Here is a 13,821-nt window from a genome sequence, read left to right on the forward strand (position 1 = left end):
GAAGGAGAATGTCAGATGCTGAGTTTACGTTCGGTGAATCAATTTTACGGTCAGAACCATATTTTATGGGATGTGGATCTCGATCTGCCGCCAGGCACCTGCACCGGCGTGCTGGGCAGCCCGGGGATGGGCAAAACCACGCTGGTGAACTGTATTATGGGTCGCCTGCCCATTAATAGTGGATCGATGACCTGGCAGGAAGACGGCGCGCCGCCGGAAAACCTGCTGCTGCAGCCTGCTGAGCAACGCGCGCGCATGGGCATCGGCTACGTACCACAGGGACGCCACATCTTTTCCCAGATGAGCGTGGAAGATAACCTGCTGATTGCGCTGATGGCGGCACAGGACGATCGCAGCCGCGCCATTCCCGAGATGGTGTTTGATCTGTTTCCGGCGCTCTACTCGCTGCGTCATCAGCGCAGCGGCGAACTGCCGATGGATCAGCAGCAGCAGCTGGCCCTGGCGCGCGCGCTGGTGCTGCAGCCGAAACTGCTGATCCTGGATGAACCCACCGAAGGCATGTCGCCGTGGCTGGAGGAGGAGATGGGGAATCTGATTCGCCGCCTGAACCGCGACTATGGCCTGACGATTCTGCTGCTCGAACAGCATGTGTCGTTCATTCGCCGCGTGGCGGACTATTTTCTGCTGCTGCATCGTGGCCGCAACGTGGCGCAGGGCAGCGTGGCGCAGCTGGATGATGTAACGGTGAGTAAGTGGTTAACGGCCACCTAGCGTCGGTAGCCTGCGGCGCAGAGTGCTGCGCCGCCGCGCCATTTACTCTGGCAGGGTAAGGTAACGGCCACAGTCGGCCTGCTGCGCCGCGCTGCTCAGCCACGGAATCTCACCGAGGAACGGGGCCGCAATGCGCTGTTGTAGCGTCGCCAGATATTCCGCATGTCGCTTACCCGGCGGCTGGATGTCATTGGCAATCCAGCCGGCAAGGCGCAACCCGCGCGCCTTCACCGCTTCCGCCGTCAGCATGGCGTGGTTGATGCAGCCGAGCTTCACGCCGACCACCAGAATCACCGGCAGCTGCTCGGCGGCGACCCAGTCGGCGTAGGTTTGCGTTGCGGACAGCGGCGTGAACCAGCCGCCCGCGCCTTCCACCAGCACCCATTCAGCCTGCTGCTCCAGCGCGCGTAAGCCAGCGGAGAGCTGCGCAAATTCAATCGGTCTGCCCTCTTCTGCGCTGACGATATGCGGCGACGTCGGTTCGATGAACGCCAGCGGGTTTACCTGCTCATAGCTCAGCGCCAGGCTGCTGTAGCGCTGCAGCGCCAGCGCGTCGCTGTTGCGCACGCCGTCGGGCGTGACCTCGCAGCCGGAGGCCACCGGTTTGTAGCCGGCAGTGCGTAATCCCGCAGCGCTGGCCGCCTGCAACAGGGCGCCGCTGGCGACTGTTTTGCCCACTTCGGTGTCAGTTCCGGTAATAAACCAGAGTGTCATTTTTGTAAAACTCCATACATCAGGTGATAACTCAGACGATAGCCGTGCGCATCCTGCGGCCAGTGCTGCTCCAGCTGCGCCAGCTGGGGGCGCGTCAGCAGAGCCGCGTGTCGCCCATCGTGCAGATGCGTTGCGCCGATGCCTTTCAGCGAGCGCATGGCACTGAGCGCGCTGGGGAAGTGCAGCGTGACAATCTGCGTCTGGCTGCGCAGCGGCAGGCCCGCGGTCACCAGGGCAAAGGCATCGCCGCTGAGGAAGCGATTGGCGTGACGCCGACCATCGATCTGCGCCCACGCCTGGTGCACCTCCTGCAGCGAGCCGTCGAGCAGCGTCGAGAACAGCACGCTGCCGCCCGGGCGCGTCACGCGCAGAAACTGCTGCAGCGCGGTGCGCAGATCGCTGCTCCACTGCACCGCCAGGTTGCTCCAGACGCCGTCGACGCTGTTATCCGCCAGCGGTAACTGGTCGATATCGCCCTGTAAATAGTCGTGCGCCGAGTGCTGTTCGCGTGCCGCCTGCAGCATCGCCGGTGACAGATCCAGCGCGCAGACCTGGCGACCGCGATCGCGCCAGTAGCGGCTGAACCAGCCGGTGCCGCAGCCGGCGTCCAGCAGCTGCGGGCCAAATCCGGCCGGCGCCAGCGCCAGCAGCGCCTCGCCGCTCTGGCGCTGCAGCTGAGCATGCTGTTCGTAGTGCGCGGCCGCCCGGCCAAACGCCTGCGCCACCGCCTGTTTATTCACCTGCAGCGTCATACAGTGCCTCCAGCAACGCGTCGATATCTTCGGGATGATGCGCCGCGGTGAGCGTAATGCGCAGCCGCGCGGTACCCGGCGGCACCGTCGGTGGCCGGATCGCGCTCACCCAGCAACCGGCCTGCGTCAGCCGCTGCGCCAGCGCCAGCGCGGCACGGTTTTCGCCAACGATCAGCGGCTGAATGGCGCTGTCAGAGGCCATTAGCTGCCACGGCAACTGCGCCGCTCCCGCGCGAAAGCGGGCAATATTTTGCTGCAACCGCGCGCGCAGCGCGTCGCCCTGCTGGATCTGCGCCAGTGCCGCCAGCAGCGCACAGCACTGCGCCGGCGGCATGGCGGTGGAATAGATTAAATGGCGCGAGAACTGCTCGACGTAATCTGCGGTGGCGTCATCACACAGCAGCGCGGCGCCGCTGACGCCAAAGCCTTTACCAAAGGTCACCACCAGCAGTTCCGGTTTCACCTGCTGCTGCCAGCAGCTGCCGCGCCCCTGCTCACCGGTGACGCCAATGCCGTGCGCATCGTCCACCAGCAGCCAGCCGCCCGCGCGCCGGGTTTCGGCGGCAAGTTCAGCCAGCGGCGCACTGTCGCCATCCATGCTGAATACGCCCTCGGTCACCACCAGCGTGCCGCCTTCCGCGCGCGTCGCCAGCAGCTTCGCCAGGCTGGCCGGCTGGTTGTGGGCAAAACGGCGCAGCGTTGCCGGACTGTGGCTGGCGGCATCCAGCAGCGAGGCGTGCGCCAGTTTGTCAGCGATAATGCGATCCGACTTTTGCGCCAGCAGATGGATCACTGCCTGGTTGGCGGCAAAGCCGGAGATAAACAGCAGCGCGCGCGGATAGCCGAGCCAGGACGCCAGCTGCTGCTCCAGCTGCGCATGGTGACGGCTGTAGCCGGTGACGTGGCCGGAAGCGCCGGCACCGACGCCCGCCTCGCGTACGCCCTGCTGCCAGGCGGCCATCACCGCCGGATGCTGGCTCAGGCCGAGGTAATCATTGCTGGAGAAGTGGCGATAGCGCTGCCCGTCGAGGGTAATTTCACGCACGCTGTTGTGCTCAATGCGCCGCCGCTGCCGCCAGCCGTCGGCGGCACGCTGCGCCGTCAGCGCCTGCGCAATACGTTCAGACCACATTTACACGGCCGCGTTATAGAACTGCGCGCTGTCGGCGTGCAGCAACTGCTCGCTGAGCTGATGCTGCTGTTCGTTATCGCCTGCAGTCGTGGCGGTGTGCTCCGGATTCAGGCCCAGCTTGCGGAACAGGATCAGATCTTTGTCCTCTTCCGGGTTTGGCGTGGTCAGCAGCTTGCAGCCGTAGAAAATCGAGTTGGCACCCGCCATGAAGCACATCGCCTGGGTCTGTTCGCTCATCTGCTCGCGACCGGCCGACAGGCGCACGTGCGAGGTTGGCATCATGATGCGCGCCACGGCAATGGTGCGGATAAAGTCGAACGGCTCGACGTCATCGTTATCCGCCAGCGGCGTGCCTTTGACTTTCACCAGCATGTTAATCGGCACGCTCTCCGGCGGCGTGGGCAGGTTGGCCAGCTGCACCAGCAATCCGGCGCGGTCGTTGACCGTTTCGCCCAGCCCGACAATGCCGCCCGAGCACACTTTGATGCCGGCGTTGCGCACTTTATCCAGCGTATCAAGACGCTCCTGATAGGTACGGGTGGTGATGATGCTGCCGTAAAACTCCGGCGAGGTGTCGAGGTTATGGTTGTAAAAATCGAGCCCGGCGCTGGCCAGCCGCTGCGCCTGATCGTGGTCGAGCGTGCCCAGCGTCATGCAGGTTTCCATGCCCATGGCTTTCACGCCCTGCACCATCTGCTCAAGGTACGGCATGTCGCGCTCGTGCGGGTTTTTCCACGCCGCGCCCATGCAGAAGCGGCTGGAGCCGGCTGCTTTGGCCTTGCGCGCCGATTCCAGCACCGCTTCCACCTCCATCAGGCGCTCGGTTTCCAGCCCGGTTTTGTAACGCGCGCTCTGCGGACAGTATTTACAGTCTTCCGGACAGGCGCCGGTTTTGATCGACAGCAGCGTGCTGACCTGCACCTGACGCGGGTCGAAGTGCTGGCGGTGCACCTGCTGTGCTTCAAACATCAGCTCGAGAAAAGGTTTATCAAATAGCGCCTGAGCCTGAGCCAGTGTCCAGCGATTAGCCATTGCTTACTCCAAAAAAGGGGGTTCATCCTGACGATTAACGTGGTTATACTTGTAAACTAAATCTTTTCAAAATGGTTTACAAGACAGATGTTCACACAGGACGACCTCCGCTTTGACCGCCAGCATATCTGGCATCCTTACACCTCAATGCGCGATCCGCTGCCGTGCTACCCGGTGGTGGCCGCGCACGGCTGCACGCTGCAGCTTGCCGATGGACGTGAGCTGGTCGACGGCATGTCGTCGTGGTGGGCAGCGATCCACGGCTATAACCATCCGCGCCTCAATCAGGCGTTGCAGCAACAGATGGCGCAGATGTCACACGTGATGTTTGGCGGCATCACCCATCCGCCAGCCGTAGAGCTGAGCCGCCAGCTGATCGCCATGACGCCCGAGGCGCTGGAGTGCGTGTTCCTCGCCGATTCCGGCTCGATCGCCGTCGAAGTGTCGATGAAAATGGCGCTGCAGTACTGGCTGGGACGCGGAGAGACGCGGCAGAAATTCCTCACGCTGCAGCGCGGTTATCACGGCGATACGTTTGCCGCCATGTCGGTCTGCGATCCGGAAAACTCCATGCACAGCCTGTGGCGCGGCTACCTGCCCGAGCATCTGTTTGCCCGTGCGCCGCAGTGTGGCTTTGACGATGACTGGGATGACAACGATATTGCCGATTTCGCCCGGCTAATCGAGCAGCACCATCGCAGTATCGCCGCGGTGATCCTCGAACCTATCGTGCAGGGTGCCGGCGGCATGCGCTTTTACCATCCACGCTATCTGCAACAGGTGCGGGCGCTGTGCGATCGCTACGGTTTATTGCTGATCGCCGATGAGATCGCCACCGGCTTCGGCCGCAGCGGCAAGCTGTTTGCCTGCGAGCACGCCGGCATCACGCCGGACATTTTGTGCCTCGGCAAGGCGCTGACCGGCGGCACCCTGACACTTTCCGCCACCCTGACCACGCGCGACGTCGCCGATACCATCAGCCGCAGCGCGGCGGGCTGCTTTATGCATGGTCCGACCTTTATGGGCAATCCGCTGGCCTGTGCGGTGGCGGTTGAAAGCCTGAAGCTGATCAACGAAGGGCACTGGCCGGCGCAGGTAGCGGCGATTGAACAGCAGCTGCGTGCGGAACTGCTGCCGCTGCGCGACCATCCGATGGTGGCGGATGCGCGCGTGCTGGGGGCGATTGGCGTGATTGAAACCCATCAGCCGGTGAACATGGCGGCGCTGCAGCAGTTCTTCGTGGAACGCGGCGTGTGGATTCGCCCGTTCGGTAAGCTGATTTACCTGATGCCACCTTATCTGATTTCTGCCGCACAGCTGACGCAGCTGACGGCGGCGCTAAGCGCTGCACTGGCGGTGGACGGCCACTTTCAGCCCTGACACCGCTGGCACTCGCCGCCATTTTCCACCATCATGGAGAGCAGTACACAACAGGAAAGGAGAGATCATGCGCGTAGTGAGCCAGGATTTTAACGATGGCGATAAAATGCCCGAGCGCCACGTGTTTAACGGCATGGGTTACCAGGGCGATAATCTGTCGCCGCACCTGGCATGGGATGAAGTGCCGGCCGGCACCAAAAGCTTTGTGGTGACCTGCTACGATCCGGATGCCCCGACCGGCTCCGGCTGGTGGCACTGGGTGGTCGCCAATATTCCGGCTGAGGTGACCGTGCTGTCACAGGGCGCCGGTTCCGGCGTGGCGGAACTGCCGGAGGGTGCCATTCAGACGCGCACCGATTTCGGTCAGAGCGGTTACGGTGGTGCAGCACCGCCGCAGGGCGAATCGCATCGCTACATCTTTACGGTGCATGCGCTGGACGTGGAGAAAATTGAGGTGGACGAAGGTGCCAGCGGCGCGATGGTCGGCTTCAACGTGCACTTCCATGCGCTGGCCAGCGCGTCGATCACGGTGAAATACGCCTGATTGCATAAGGTGCGCATCGCTGCGCACCCCGGCAGAGGTCGCCGTAGATGGCGACCCTGCATGACCGAAGCGCGTTCCTCAGTCCAGCGCGTGAATCACTACCCACATCGGCCCCTGACCCACGGCGTAACGCGCCAGCGGTTGCAGCAGGCCACGATCGCCAATGCGATAGACTTCAATGTGATGCGATTTCTGCCCCGCCGCTACCAGATACTGACCGCTGCCATCAATGTTAAAGCCACGCGGCTGAGTTTCGGTCGGCTGATAACCTTCAATCGTCAGCACCGAGCCGTCCTCACTGATACTGAACACGGTCAGCGTGCTGCTGGTGCGGTCACAGGCATACAGGAAGCGACCGTCCGGGGTGATATGGATATCCGCTGCCCAGCGTGTGTCGCTGAAGCCCGGTGGCATGATATCAAGACTCTGCACGCGCTCGACCTGGCCGTTAACATTATTCAGCGCCCAGACGTCGACGGTGCTGTCCAGTTCGTTAACCACATAGCCATAGGCGCCGTTCGGGTGGAACGCCATATGACGCGGGCCGGCGCCTTCTACGGTGGTCACCTGCGGCTGCGCGCGCGGTGCCAGCGTGCCGTCCGCCTGCAGCTGATACAGGCAGATGCGATCCTGTTTCAGCGCCGGCACAAACAGGGTCTGGTTGCTGAGGTCGATATTCGCCGAATGGCAGCCCTCCAGCCCGTTAATCACCTGCAGCGGCGCCTGCGGCAGGCCGTCGCTGCCAATCGGGCTGATGCTGACGCAGGCATCGTTATAGGAGCCGCAGAACAGATAGTTGCCCTGGCGGTCGGTAGAAATGTGAGTCGGGCTGCCCGGCAGCGGCGCTTCACCGGCCAGGCTCAACGTACCGTCGGCCGCAATGCGGTACGCCAGTACGCGAAAATTCGGACGCACGCCGACATAGAGAAAATCTTTCTTCGGGCTCACCACCATCGGCTGCACCTGGCCGGCCACATCCGTGACCTGCAATAACGTCAGTGCGCCATCTTCCTGCATCTGCCAGGCGTGGATCTGCTGGCTCTCGGGACTGGCGGTATACACGACTTGTTTCATGCGTTTTCCTTATTCGCTGCCTGATGAAAAACAGTAACTGTAGCGCGTTTCACCGCCGCGCGCTGGGCTGATTTGTGCCCTGCTTTTTGTCTCAGGGCCGCTGGCGGGTGTAGACTTAATGCTTTGCTAACTCCGGACGGAAAGTGTAATGAGCTACCGCGTAATCGCCCTTGACCTTGACGGCACCCTCCTGACCCCAAACAAAACCATCCTGCCAGAATCCCTTGAAGCCTTAGCCCGCGCGCAACAGGCTGGCGTTCAGGTGCTGATCGTCACCGGTCGCCATCACTGCGCGATTCACCCGTTTTATCAGGCGCTGCAGCTGACAACGCCCGCCATCTGCTGTAACGGCACGTACCTGTACGATTACCAGGCGCAACGGGTACTGGCTGCCGATCCGCTGGAGAAACGTCAGGCGGCGCGGGTGATTGAGATGCTCGATCAGGAGAATATTCACGGTCTGCTGTATGTCGATGATGCGATGCTGTACCAGGAAGCGACCGGCCATGTGACGCGCACCCTTAACTGGGCGCAGTCGCTGCCGGAAGCGCAGCGCCCGCTGTTTGTGCAGGTGCCGAGTCTGGCGCAGGCGGCGCACGACGCGCAGTCGATCTGGAAATTTGCCCTGTCGCATCCGGATACCCGCGCGCTGCAGCAGTTTGCCGAACGCACCGAACGCGAGCTGGGTCTGGCGTGTGAATGGTCGTGGCACGATCAGGTCGACATCGCCCAGGCCGGCAACAGCAAAGGCAAACGCCTGGCGCAGTGGGTGGCGAGTCAGGGTCTGAGCATGCAGGACGTGCTGGCGTTTGGCGACAATTACAACGATCTCAGCATGCTGGAGCAGGCCGGACTGGGCGTGGCGATGGGCAATGCCGATGACGCCATCAAAGCGCGCGCGCGCAAAGTAATCGGCACCAACCTTGAGCCGGGCATTGCGCAGGTGATCTACCAGGAAGTGCTGTAACGCCAGGCTGATCGCGGCACAAGGCATCAGTCAGGTTAACCCGAAAAAAGCGCGAAAAATCGCGCTGATCCGCAGACCGGACGTACCGCACTGTCGTCCGGTTTATGTTACGCGGTAATCGACACGCTCTTGATCTGCGCATACAGCCACTGATCGGGCCGGATATTCAGTTCGTCGCGCGCCCACGGTGAAATGCGCGCCCACAGCTCGCTGACGCCGATGCGCAGCTTCACTTCGACCTGGTCGTCCAGCTCCAGCAGCTCCACCACCTGCGCCGGTAAAATATTGCGGATCGAGGTATTTTGCGGCGGCTGCAGCGCCAGCGACACGTCCGCCGAGGCGATACGGATGCGCAGTACGCTTTTCACCGGCTGATTCACCCGGCTGACCCAGATGTGCTGATCGCCAAGCGACAGCGCGGTCATCGGGTAATCCGGATGCTGCTCCAGCACCTGCACGCGCAGCACGCTGCTGCGCTCGGCCGCCGGCAGCCAGGGCCGCATCGCGCTGCTGCCCCACACTTTTTCCAGCGCGCCGAAGGCTTTGACGTTACCGTTATCCAGCACCAGCACCTGATTCGCCAGCTGGACAATCTCCTCCAGGCTGTGGCTCACGTACAGCAGCGGAATCTCCACCTGCTTCGCCAGCTTCTGCAAATAGGGCATCAGCTCGCGCTTGCGTGGCAGATCGAGCGACGCCAGCGGTTCGTCCATCAGCAGGATATCCGGCGCGCTCAGCAGCGCCCGGCCCATCGCCACACGCTGCTTTTCGCCACCCGACAGCGAGGCCGGATAGCGATCCAGCAGCGCATCCAGTCCCAGCAGCGTCACCAGCGGCCCGAACTGCGCCTTCATTTTAGGCGCCATGCCATACTGCAGATTGCCGCGCACGCGATAGTGAGGAAACAGGCGCGCATCCTGAAACACGTAGCCGATGCGGCGTTTTTCCGGCGGCAGATTGATGCCGCTGTCGCGGTCAAACAACAGACGATCGTTAAGCGCAATCTGGCCACTCTGCGGCTGCGTCAGACCGCTTATGGCATTGATTAATGAGGTTTTTCCTGCACCGGACACGCCAAAGATCGCGGTGATGCCGCTGGCCGGAATCTCCACATCGACGTTGAGCTGATGCTCACCGAGCTGTTGCGCAATGTTGATTTTCAGCATCAGGCCGCTCCCAGCCGCTTGCGGCCCCAGCGCGCCAGCAGCTCCGAGGCCACCAGCGACAGCAGCGCCAGCGCAATCGCCACCGCGCACAGCCGCGCCGCGGTGCCTTCCGCGCCGGGCGTTTCAATCAGGGTAAACATGGCTGACGGGATGGTGCGGGTTTCGCCGGGAATGTTGGAGACAAAGGTAATGGTGGCACCAAACTCACCGAGCGAGCGGGCAAACGCCAGCACGGTGCCCACGATGATGCCCGGAAAAGTCAGCGGCAGCGTGATGGTGAAAAACACCCGCCAGCGGCCCGCGCCTAAGGTCCGCGCCGCCTGCTCCAGCCGGCTGTCTACCGCTTCCAGTGCCAGACGAATGGCGCGCACCATCAGCGGAAACGCCATCACCGCCGAGGCCAGCACCGCACCGCGCCAGCTGAAGGCGAAGGTGATACCGAACCAGTCATACAGCCAGCTGCCAATCAGGCCGCGCCGGCCCAGCGTCAGCAGCAACAAATAGCCCACCACCACCGGCGGCAGCACCAGCGGCAGGTGAATCAGGCTATCGAGCAGGGTTTTGCCGGGAAAGCGACAGCGCGCCAGAATCCAGGCCATCAGGATGCCAAACGGCAGGCTGCACAGCACCGCCACGCAGGAAACTTTCAGGCTGAGGAACACGGCCTGCCATTCGGGATCGCTCAGTATCATCTCTTCGGCGTAAATCCATACTGTTTAAACACGGCAGCGGCATCCGGCCCCTGCAGATAGTCATAGAAGGCCTGCACCGCTGCGTTCTGGTGATCGCTGACCACCGCCATCGGGTACTCTACGGGTTTGTGACTCGCTTCGGGGAAGCGTCCGACCACCTGCACTTTATCACTGGCTACCGCGTCGGAACCGTACACGATGCCATACGGCGTTTCGCGTCGCTCCACCAGCGCCAGCGCGGCACGCACGTTGTTAGCCGGTGCGAGCCGTGAAGCCAGCGTGTCCCACGCGCCCAGCTTTTGCAGCGCTTCTTTGGCATAAATGCCTGCCGGCACGTGATCCGGATCGCCCACCGCCAGGCGCTCGCCCTTAAGCAGGTTCTGCCAGTGGGTCTGCGCATTGATGGTCACCGGCTGCGCGTTAGCGCTTTTTGCCGCCACCAGCACCAGATCGTTGCCCAGCAGCGTGTAGCGCGTACTGCCGATCACGCTGTTTTTTGCCACCGCATCGTCCATCCACTGCTGATCGGCAGAGATAAACAGATCTGCCGGGGCGCCCTGCTCGATTTGCCGCGCCAGCGTCGACGAGGAAGCGAACGAGGATACCACTTCAACGCCGCTTTTTTGCTGATATTGCGTGGCAATCTGCTGCATAGCATTGGTCAGCGACGCCGCAGCGAACACAGTAATTTTCTCCGCCGCCAGCGCCTGACCCGACAGCGACACGGTGACCACGGCCGCCGCCGCCCAGTGATAAAGCGTATTTTGCATAGAGAGCTCCAGGTTACGTTATATAGTTGATAATACAACGCGAGCCTGAAAGCTGTCATGAGCTTTATATCGGCAAAAACGGCGGGAAGTTAAGGGCAAAACGCCCGCAGCGTGCGGGCGTTAAAAATCAGTGGTGTGAGCTATTGGCGGGACGGTCGTCGCGGCGGCCAAATTTAGAGATGACGTTAAAGACTTCACCCAGGCCGTAAATCAGACCCAGCATAATCGCCATCACGATGGGCACCATGATGATGGCGACCGCCAGGCTTTTTAACAGTTCCAGCATGGAAACCTCGCGCAAAGAGTAAAAAAGTGATTGTAACGGCTGGAGAAAAAAAGGCACTGCCCTTTTCGTGCTTTTACTTTAGGCCTTACAATTGGCGCATTCACCTAAGGAGCTGACATGCAGGCAGAACTCTCTCTTCACATTCGTCTTCAGCAGAAGCTGTTTGCCGATCCGCGCCGTATCGAGCTGCTCAGGCGCGTGCAGGAAACCGGCTCCATCAGCCAGGGCGCCAGACTGGCGGGCATCAGCTATAAAAGCGCCTGGGACGCCATCAATGAGATGAATCAGCTGGCGGATCAGACGCTGGTCGAACGCGCGACCGGCGGCAAAGGCGGCGGTGGTGCCCGGCTGACGCGCTACGGCGAGCGATTAATTCAGCTGTTTCAGCTGATGGAACAGATCCAGCAAAAAGCCTTTGACGTGCTGCAAAACGACAGCCTGCCGCTCGACAGCCTGCTGGCGGCGATCGCCCGCTTTTCCCTGCAAACCAGCGCGCGCAACCAGCTGTTTGGTACGGTGCAGGCGCGCGATCGTCAGCAGGTACAACAGCATGTTGAGGTACTGCTGAACGACGGCGTGACGCGCCTGCAGGTGGCCCTGACCGAACGCAGCGCGGAGCGGCTGCAGCTCGACAGCGGTAAAGAGGTGCTGGTGCTGATCAAAGCGCCGTGGATCCGCCTGACGCCTGACGCCGCAGAGGGCAATAATCAGCTGCCGGGCGTTGTCCACACCATTGAACCTGGCGAAACGCAGAGTGAAGTGCTGATTGCGCTGACGGGCGGTGAAATGCTGTGCGCCACCGTCCCCAGCCAGGTGCTTCGCCAGCATAATCTGCAGCCCGGCAGCGCCGTGACCGCCTGTTTTAATGCCGAACACGCCATCATCGCCACACTGCTCTGATCTGGCCGCCATGATTTGACTTCATTTCGCTGGCTCGCTACAACTGAGCGACTTGATGCAGAAAACGGAACAAATCATGGCCTCATTGCAAATTTCGCAAGGCATATTTCACCTGAGCGATAGCCGTACCCTGACCCTGCCGGACTTAACCCTGCACAGCGGCGAAAGTTGGGCCTTTGTCGGTGCCAACGGCAGCGGTAAATCTTCGCTGGCGCGCGCGCTGTCCGGCGAGCTGACGGCGGCAAAGGGCGAGCTGCGGCAGGATTTTCAGCGCCGCACCCGTCTGTCGCTGGAGCAGCTGCAACAGCTGGTGACGCAGGAGTGGGAGCGCAACAACACCGATCTGCTGAGTGAAGGCGAAGATGACACCGGCCGCACCGCGCTGGAGATCATTCAGGATGAAGTAAAGGATGAGGCGCGGGCGCAGGCGCTGGCCCAGCAGTTTGGCATCAGCGCTTTACTGACTCGCCGCTTCAAATACCTTTCTACCGGCGAAACGCGCAAAACGCTGCTGTGTCAGGCGCTGATGGCGCAGCCGGATTTGCTGATCCTCGACGAACCTTTTGATGGTCTGGATGTGGCATCGCGCGCCAGCCTCGCCGATACGCTGCATCAGCTGAATCGCGACGGCTACACCGTGGTACTGGTGCTGAACCGCTTTGACGATATTCCGGATTTTGTCCAGCAGGTCGGCGTGCTGGCGGAGTGCACGCTGACGCACGTGGGCGCGCGCCAGGCGATTCTCGCCGAAGCGCTGGTGGCGCAGCTGGCGCACAGCGAACGCCTGCAGGGCATGGCGCTGCCGGAGCCGGACCAGCCGGATCAGCTGCCGCAGCTGGCGGCAGATGCGCCGCGCGTTATCCTGCGCAACGGCGTGGTGTCGTATAACGATCATGCGGTGATCGACGGCCTGAACTGGCAGGTCAATCCCGGCGAGCACTGGCAGATCATCGGCCCCAACGGCGCGGGTAAATCGACCCTGCTCAGCCTGGTCACCGGCGATCATCCGCAGGGCTACAGCAATGATTTAACGCTGTTTGGTATTCGGCGCGGCAGCGGTGAAACCATCTGGGACATCAAGCAGCATATCGGTTACGTCAGCAGCAGCCTGCATCTGGATTACCGCGTCAGCTGTAACGTGCGTACGGTGATCCTCTCAGGCTTTTTTGATTCGATCGGTCTGTATCAGGCGGTATCGGATCGGCAGAAAGCGCTGGCGCGCCAGTGGCTGGCGCTGCTTGGCATGGACAATGCGCTGGCCGATGCGCCGTTTCATAGCCTGTCGTGGGGCCAGCAGCGGCTGGTGCTGATTGCGCGCGCGCTGGTGAAGCACCCGACGCTGTTAATCCTGGATGAACCGCTGCAGGGGCTCGATCCCATTAACCGCCAGCTGGTGCGCCGCTTTGTTGATGTGCTGATCGGCGAAGGCCGTACCCAGCTGATGTTTGTGTCCCACCACGCCGAGGACGCGCCGCAGTGCATCACCCACCGCCTGAGTTTTGTAAAACAGGGCGCGGGCTATGTCTATCAGCAGGAGGCGTTGCGTTAGTTTTCATTGATGAGCGGGTCGCCATCCATGGCGGCCCGGCGATAACAGTACGCACCTGACAGATTTCCTTCCCTAAAAATGTAACCGCTACCACTAGCCTGCCGCATTATTCAGCAAACGCTGCGCATAAA

The 13,821-nt window shown here is 61.8% G+C and carries 15 protein-coding genes; 6 read left to right on the plus strand and 9 right to left on the minus strand.

The window, feature by feature from the left end:
- The first annotated feature begins 15 nt into the window (after window positions 1–15).
- Entirely contained in the window at window positions 16–732 is a 717-nt protein-coding gene (locus tag AC6I8F_RS13235) for an ABC transporter ATP-binding protein (RefSeq protein ID WP_021508499.1), read from the plus strand.
- 42 nt (window positions 733–774) lie between these two features.
- On the opposite strand, the gene bioD is transcribed toward AC6I8F_RS13235, so the two are convergent.
- The 4 genes from bioD to bioB are packed head-to-tail and all read right to left on the minus strand — an operon-like array spanning window position 775 to window position 4,362.
- The gene (bioD, locus tag AC6I8F_RS13240) at window positions 775–1,446 is read right to left on the minus strand and encodes a dethiobiotin synthase (protein WP_498028106.1); all 672 of its coding nucleotides are present in this window, start codon (window positions 1,444–1,446) and stop codon (window positions 775–777) included.
- Window positions 1,443–2,198 (minus strand): malonyl-ACP O-methyltransferase BioC, encoded by a 756-nt coding sequence (gene bioC, locus AC6I8F_RS13245; protein ID WP_260641222.1) that lies wholly within the window; start codon window positions 2,196–2,198, stop codon window positions 1,443–1,445. The genes bioD and bioC overlap by 4 nt, the downstream gene beginning before the upstream one ends.
- Entirely contained in the window at window positions 2,179–3,330 is a 1,152-nt protein-coding gene (gene bioF / locus AC6I8F_RS13250; RefSeq protein ID WP_498028107.1) for an 8-amino-7-oxononanoate synthase, read from the minus strand. Before bioF ends, bioC begins: the two co-directional genes overlap by 20 nt.
- Window positions 3,331–4,362: a biotin synthase BioB gene (gene bioB, locus AC6I8F_RS13255; RefSeq protein WP_058757850.1), complete on the minus strand. Its 1,032-nt coding sequence runs from the start codon at window positions 4,360–4,362 to the stop codon at window positions 3,331–3,333.
- Window positions 4,363–4,449: 87 nt separating this feature from the next.
- Between bioB and bioA the strand changes: the two genes are divergently transcribed.
- Together bioA and AC6I8F_RS13265 are read left to right on the plus strand one after the other, a co-directional pair.
- A complete protein-coding gene (gene bioA, locus AC6I8F_RS13260; RefSeq protein WP_058781276.1) occupies window positions 4,450–5,742 on the plus strand; it encodes an adenosylmethionine--8-amino-7-oxononanoate transaminase in 1,293 nt (430 codons plus the stop codon).
- Between the two features lie 67 nt (window positions 5,743–5,809).
- On the plus strand, window positions 5,810–6,286 hold the full coding sequence (locus AC6I8F_RS13265; RefSeq protein ID WP_058781275.1) for a kinase inhibitor: 477 nt from the start codon (window positions 5,810–5,812) through the stop codon (window positions 6,284–6,286).
- Window positions 6,287–6,364: 78 nt separating this feature from the next.
- Here the strand turns inward: AC6I8F_RS13265 and pgl are convergent, their stop codons facing one another.
- Complete coding sequence (gene pgl / locus AC6I8F_RS13270; RefSeq protein ID WP_058781274.1) at window positions 6,365–7,360, minus strand: 6-phosphogluconolactonase; 996 nt, start codon at window positions 7,358–7,360, stop codon at window positions 6,365–6,367.
- Window positions 7,361–7,508: 148 nt separating this feature from the next.
- Between pgl and AC6I8F_RS13275 the strand changes: the two genes are divergently transcribed.
- Entirely contained in the window at window positions 7,509–8,327 is an 819-nt protein-coding gene (locus tag AC6I8F_RS13275) for a pyridoxal phosphatase (RefSeq protein WP_088516308.1), read from the plus strand.
- 107 nt (window positions 8,328–8,434) lie between these two features.
- Here the strand turns inward: AC6I8F_RS13275 and modC are convergent, their stop codons facing one another.
- The 4 genes from modC to AC6I8F_RS13295 all read right to left on the minus strand — a co-directional run bounded on the left by modC (window position 8,435) and on the right by AC6I8F_RS13295 (window position 11,241).
- Complete coding sequence (gene modC, locus AC6I8F_RS13280) at window positions 8,435–9,493, minus strand: molybdenum ABC transporter ATP-binding protein ModC (RefSeq protein WP_211726297.1); 1,059 nt, start codon at window positions 9,491–9,493, stop codon at window positions 8,435–8,437.
- Window positions 9,493–10,185 (minus strand): molybdate ABC transporter permease subunit, encoded by a 693-nt coding sequence (gene modB, locus AC6I8F_RS13285; RefSeq protein WP_021508509.1) that lies wholly within the window; start codon window positions 10,183–10,185, stop codon window positions 9,493–9,495. The genes modC and modB overlap by 1 nt, the downstream gene beginning before the upstream one ends.
- The gene (gene modA / locus AC6I8F_RS13290) at window positions 10,182–10,955 is read right to left on the minus strand and encodes a molybdate ABC transporter substrate-binding protein (RefSeq protein WP_278427493.1); all 774 of its coding nucleotides are present in this window, start codon (window positions 10,953–10,955) and stop codon (window positions 10,182–10,184) included. The genes modB and modA overlap by 4 nt, the downstream gene beginning before the upstream one ends.
- Window positions 10,956–11,082: 127 nt before the next feature.
- Complete coding sequence (locus tag AC6I8F_RS13295) at window positions 11,083–11,241, minus strand: AcrZ family multidrug efflux pump-associated protein (protein ID WP_021508511.1); 159 nt, start codon at window positions 11,239–11,241, stop codon at window positions 11,083–11,085.
- 117 nt (window positions 11,242–11,358) lie between these two features.
- On the opposite strand from AC6I8F_RS13295, the gene modE reads away from it, so the two are divergent.
- Window positions 11,359–12,141: a molybdenum-dependent transcriptional regulator gene (gene modE, locus AC6I8F_RS13300; protein WP_278427495.1), complete on the plus strand. Its 783-nt coding sequence runs from the start codon at window positions 11,359–11,361 to the stop codon at window positions 12,139–12,141.
- 76 nt (window positions 12,142–12,217) lie between these two features.
- Entirely contained in the window at window positions 12,218–13,690 is a 1,473-nt protein-coding gene (gene modF / locus AC6I8F_RS13305; RefSeq protein ID WP_278427496.1) for a molybdate ABC transporter ATP-binding protein ModF, read from the plus strand.
- Window positions 13,691–13,821: the final 131 nt, after the last annotated feature.

Source organism: gamma proteobacterium symbiont of Axiagastus rosmarus, assembly GCF_059730925.1.

What these genes read in the sequence shown, in the direction of transcription:
- AC6I8F_RS13275 (WP_088516308.1), top strand. Translation starts at nt 7,509, where the DNA reads ATGAGCTACCGCGTAATCGCCCTTGACCTTGACGGCACCCTCCTGACC.
- bioB (WP_058757850.1), bottom strand. Translation starts at nt 4,362, where the DNA reads ATGGCTAATCGCTGGACACTGGCTCAGGCTCAGGCGCTATTTGATAAA.
- AC6I8F_RS13295 (WP_021508511.1), bottom strand. Translation starts at nt 11,241, where the DNA reads ATGCTGGAACTGTTAAAAAGCCTGGCGGTCGCCATCATCATGGTGCCC.
- AC6I8F_RS13265 (WP_058781275.1), top strand. Translation starts at nt 5,810, where the DNA reads ATGCGCGTAGTGAGCCAGGATTTTAACGATGGCGATAAAATGCCCGAG.
- modE (WP_278427495.1), top strand. Translation starts at nt 11,359, where the DNA reads ATGCAGGCAGAACTCTCTCTTCACATTCGTCTTCAGCAGAAGCTGTTT.
- modA (WP_278427493.1), bottom strand. Translation starts at nt 10,955, where the DNA reads ATGCAAAATACGCTTTATCACTGGGCGGCGGCGGCCGTGGTCACCGTG.
- modB (WP_021508509.1), bottom strand. Translation starts at nt 10,185, where the DNA reads ATGATACTGAGCGATCCCGAATGGCAGGCCGTGTTCCTCAGCCTGAAA.
- bioC (WP_260641222.1), bottom strand. Translation starts at nt 2,198, where the DNA reads ATGACGCTGCAGGTGAATAAACAGGCGGTGGCGCAGGCGTTTGGCCGG.
- pgl (WP_058781274.1), bottom strand. Translation starts at nt 7,360, where the DNA reads ATGAAACAAGTCGTGTATACCGCCAGTCCCGAGAGCCAGCAGATCCAC.
- modC (WP_211726297.1), bottom strand. Translation starts at nt 9,493, where the DNA reads ATGCTGAAAATCAACATTGCGCAACAGCTCGGTGAGCATCAGCTCAAC.
- bioA (WP_058781276.1), top strand. Translation starts at nt 4,450, where the DNA reads ATGTTCACACAGGACGACCTCCGCTTTGACCGCCAGCATATCTGGCAT.
- modF (WP_278427496.1), top strand. Translation starts at nt 12,218, where the DNA reads ATGGCCTCATTGCAAATTTCGCAAGGCATATTTCACCTGAGCGATAGC.
- AC6I8F_RS13235 (WP_021508499.1), top strand. Translation starts at nt 16, where the DNA reads ATGCTGAGTTTACGTTCGGTGAATCAATTTTACGGTCAGAACCATATT.
- bioD (WP_498028106.1), bottom strand. Translation starts at nt 1,446, where the DNA reads ATGACACTCTGGTTTATTACCGGAACTGACACCGAAGTGGGCAAAACA.
- bioF (WP_498028107.1), bottom strand. Translation starts at nt 3,330, where the DNA reads ATGTGGTCTGAACGTATTGCGCAGGCGCTGACGGCGCAGCGTGCCGCC.